Below are 4010 nucleotides of genomic sequence, written 5' to 3' on the forward strand. Positions count from 1 at the left end.
CTGGCAATTCGGGCGGTGCGTTCTGTGATTCTGCAGGCCTCGCAACTTGGCAGAGCGATTTCGGTAGCAAGGGTAAGACGCACAGCGATTCGGAGTGTGGAATCGCGTTGGCCTTAGCGAAGAGCGGCTCGTTTGAGGAAACCTACACGTTCCGTCCTGAAAAGACCTTGTTTGCATCGCTTTTTGTCACCCCTGGATTTGACCTCCAGACCAATTAATCTGGCACCTGCGGCCCGGTATACTTGGGTTGCAGGAGGGTCACGTCGCGCATTTTTTTCACGAGATTCATGGGCAGCACTAATACAGAGGAATGTAATGGAATCGTTGGTTGTTGGTGCATGGGGCGTCGTGATACTTGTGGCGTGTGGGTCGGTGGTCTGGATGACAATGGTTATGGTTGACGTAGTCTTTGGCATCATGAGCCGAAGGAGCCTTCGCACAGACCTAATCAACGCTCTCAAGAAAGGCAGTCCTAGCTGGAGCCAAGTTTGTACCATGGCTGACACACGCCACGTAAACATGTCGAGCACTGAGTTTCTCATCAAGACGCTTATCCGGGATGTGGTAGCCAACAGGTTGACTGGCCTTGATGACAAGGTATCGGTTCTTGAGGCCCTTCAGGAGGAACACCAGAAACAGTTGCCCTTTGAGGGCCTACCTACACAAACCAGGTTCATGATGGATCGTTTGAGACTTCACCTAGGCCCCAATGGATCAGACCTTTATCCTTTGGCTAACCATGTCAGAGACCTTCTGAAGCACCAAGAACCAGCAAATCGACGGCAGCGTTTTTACACGTTTGGTGGCTTCGTTGTAGGCATCGCTGGCATTGCATTCGGGGCATTCACATTCATCTTTCCTCCTGCAGCGGCACCTGCTAGTGCCGCGTGTCCAGCCCCGCCCGCAGTTTCCGTTCCTAAGGATGGACCAAAGCAGCACCCGTAATTGGACGGTTAGGCCGGGGCACCTTGCCCCGCACTCTTTGTCGACCTGAACAAACGCCAGCCCCTTTTTTTGTCACCTCGAACATGGAACCTGCCATGGAACAGGCTCATGATCGGGAAAACACAAAAAGACCTGACCGATTGATCAAGGATTCCCAAAGATGAAAGTCGTCATTGCCCCCGATTCCTTCAAAGAAAGCCTTTCAGCTGAGGCCGTTGCTGCGGCCCTTGCGGAAGGGGTACGAAAGGCCTTCCCCAACGCTGAGATTGTGACCGTTCCAATGGCTGATGGCGGGGAGGGTACTGTCGCAGCTGTTCTCGCCGCAGCCGGAGGCGAACTGCGATCCACCCAGGTCAACGGGCCACTTGGTACGGAGGTCACGGCTAGCTGGGGTTGGCTTGCAAATACGCGCACCGCAGTGATCGAGATGGCTGAAGCCAGCGGCCTCCACCTAGTGCCTGTCGGCCAGCGCGACGCAACGCGGACCTCCACCTATGGCACTGGCCAACTCGTTCAAGCGGCACTTCAGGCTGGGGCTCACCGGATAATCATGGGTTTTGGAGGAAGTGCTACCAACGATGGTGGGGTAGGGATGCTTCAGGCTCTTGGGGCCAAGTTCTTGTGCGATGCCGGTACCGAGTTGCAGCCTGGCGGTTTGGCCCTTCAGCAGCTGGACCGCATCGATCTGTCAGGTATGGACCCACGTCTGCAGGACATCCGATTCGAAGTGGCATGTGACGTTGACAACCCGCTCACCGGCGAGAGAGGCGCCTCGCATGTCTTCGGCCCACAGAAGGGTGCAACGTCTTCCCAGGTCCGAGAACTGGATTCGGCGCTGGGCGTTTATGCCGACATCGCTGCCAACTTACTGGGCAAGGACGTGCGCAATTCACCAGGAGCCGGCGCTGCGGGTGGAATAGGATTCGCAGCGAAAGCATTTCTTGACGCAAGCTTTCGCCCGGGTGTGCAACTAATCGCCGAGCTGGCCGGCCTGGCTGACGCGGTGAAGGGGGCCGACCTCGTAATCACCGGGGAAGGTAAATTGGATCAGCAAACCTTCTACGGCAAAACCCCTGCAGGCGTTGCAGCTGTTGCAAAAGCGGCGGGAGTACCGACGATCGCTATTGCCGGTACCCTTGGTGAGGGCTACCAACTCCTGCGCGAGATTGGTATCTACGCGGCGTTCTCTATCACCGCCGGCCCTATGACGCTCGAGCACGCCTGTAGCCACGCCGCGGAGCTGCTCCGTGATCGAGCGTTTGATGTGATGAATGTTTGGACTCTCGGCGGTGCGAACTCATAAGGAATCGACGAGCTAACTGCTCAGGTTTAGTCCACGACTTGCTATCGTGCCTTCGCGCGCGACTGGCAAGCGCGGTACCGAAGGCATAGGCCAAATGCTGATCTAGAAGACCCCTTTTTGCCCCTCGCCTTTATTCCCCACGCGGGCGGCTTCAGCCCGCTCGTGATTTCCCTGCCGCATTCTGGCTTCCTTCTGACGGCCGGCTGGTTAAACTGGCCAGCAGACTGTCATTGCTTGAATGGGCAAGGACGTATGCAGCTGCCCGGCGGCCCCCGCCGGCATATCAATGGAATAGGCGACCAACTTTGACTCAATCCCTCAAGCCAGGTGAGAACACAGGACTCAGCGTAGCTAACGGACTTGTGCAGGTAACCCATGCGGCTGGCGCAAATCTCGATGTGAACCTGACCGCTTTCTTGCTGACAGACGCCGGGCGCGTCGAGGATGACAGTGGCGTGGTGTTCTTCAATGCCCCAGTGCACGCCTCTGGCTCAGCAACATTCTCTCCACCGAGCAATCAGGCAGGCATGGTACGGCACAGCATCAGTTACGACCTGAATCGACTCCCGGCCGGCATCAACAAGATCGCGATCACCCTGACGCAGGACGGCAGCGGCGGTGGTTTTGCACAGGTCACGGAGCTCAGTGCCCAGGTAGTAGTGGGCGACCAGGTCCTGGCGCTAACGCCTGATGCCTTCCAGGGGGAGACGGGCATCACTGTGCTTGAACTCTATGTGCGAAATGGTCAGGCGAAGGCCCGGGCCGTGTGGCAAGGATTCGCCTCGGGCCTGGCCGGCCTCTGCAACATGTATGGGGTGGAGGTCAGCGATGAACCTGCACTGGTCGAGCCAGTAGCTGCACAGTCCAAGCCGGTGAACATCACCAAGTCGGTCATCACCTTGGACAAGCCTGGAGTTGCCCACAAGGTCTCGCTGGAGAAGGGCGCTGCAGCGCCAAAGACGATCAAGGTAAGCGCTACCTGGGTGGACAATGGAGATGGTCGGGATAATGACGACCTTGATCTCCGTGTCGGCATACTTCGTCCTGACGAACGCATGTCAATCATCCAGGCCCCTGACAAGCGGGGGGCGTTCGATTCTGACCCCTACGTTTTCCACACGGGCGATGTGGTAAGCGCGAGTTCTTCTGCCCCTGGGATAGAGAGCGTTGAGATCAATCCGGCTATCTCGCATCGCATGGGTGGGAGGGTGGCACTTGTTTGCAGCGTGTACTCTGCAGTCGACAACGGTGCTGTCTCGGTAGCCTCGCTGAAGCCCAAAATGCGCATGGAGTACGGCGATCAGATAGTGGAGTGCGCTTTCGAATTCAAGAGCGGATTCTTCAGCAGCATGGTGTACACCTATGTTCTTGGCACCATTGAGATCGATGGTGATTCCATCACGATAAGCCCGAGCGGCGTCACCTCAAGGACGGGATCCGAAGCCACACCCTGGCTGACCCGTAAGGGTGACAAGGTCGAGTTAACCATGGATGGTCCACACGTATTCAAGGGCCGGCCGATCGAGCGAAGCGGCAAGAAACAGTACATTTGAGTTGGGTCCGGCACGCTTCTTTACGCAGGAGTGTGCCAGCCACATCGTTCACTAAGTAGAGAATTAAATGATTCGGATGCCAATTTATATGGCGCTTGCTTCGATGTTGCCATTGATTGGCGTCGTCGGGGCCCCAGCGCTCGTAACTTCCTTGGGTGGCCCAGTGGCTGCTCCACCAGATTACTCAACCCCTGTGTTAGCACTGGTAC

General features: G+C 57.0%; 2 protein-coding genes and 1 pseudogene. All 3 read left to right on the top strand.

What is annotated here, in order from left to right:
* A pseudogene (locus ACK59L_RS21355) lies at window positions 1–218 on the top strand (hypothetical protein); the annotation flags it as partial.
* Between the two features lie 887 nt (window positions 219–1105).
* Window positions 1106–2248 carry a glycerate kinase gene (locus ACK59L_RS21360; protein WP_144967980.1) on the top strand — a complete coding sequence of 381 codons (1143 nt, stop codon included), beginning with the start codon at window positions 1106–1108 and terminating at the stop codon, window positions 2246–2248.
* 305 nt (window positions 2249–2553) lie between these two features.
* Complete coding sequence (locus ACK59L_RS21365; RefSeq protein WP_409275916.1) at window positions 2554–3801, top strand: TerD family protein; 1248 nt, start codon at window positions 2554–2556, stop codon at window positions 3799–3801.
* The last annotated feature ends 209 nt before the right edge of the window (window positions 3802–4010 follow it).

Origin of the sequence: Pseudomonas sp. KCJK9111, from assembly GCF_046231935.1 — a bacterium.
GTDB lineage: Bacteria > Pseudomonadota > Gammaproteobacteria > Pseudomonadales > Pseudomonadaceae > Aquipseudomonas > Aquipseudomonas parafulva_B.

What these genes read in the sequence shown, in the direction of transcription:
- ACK59L_RS21360 (WP_144967980.1), top strand. Translation starts at nt 1,106, where the DNA reads ATGAAAGTCGTCATTGCCCCCGATTCCTTCAAAGAAAGCCTTTCAGCT.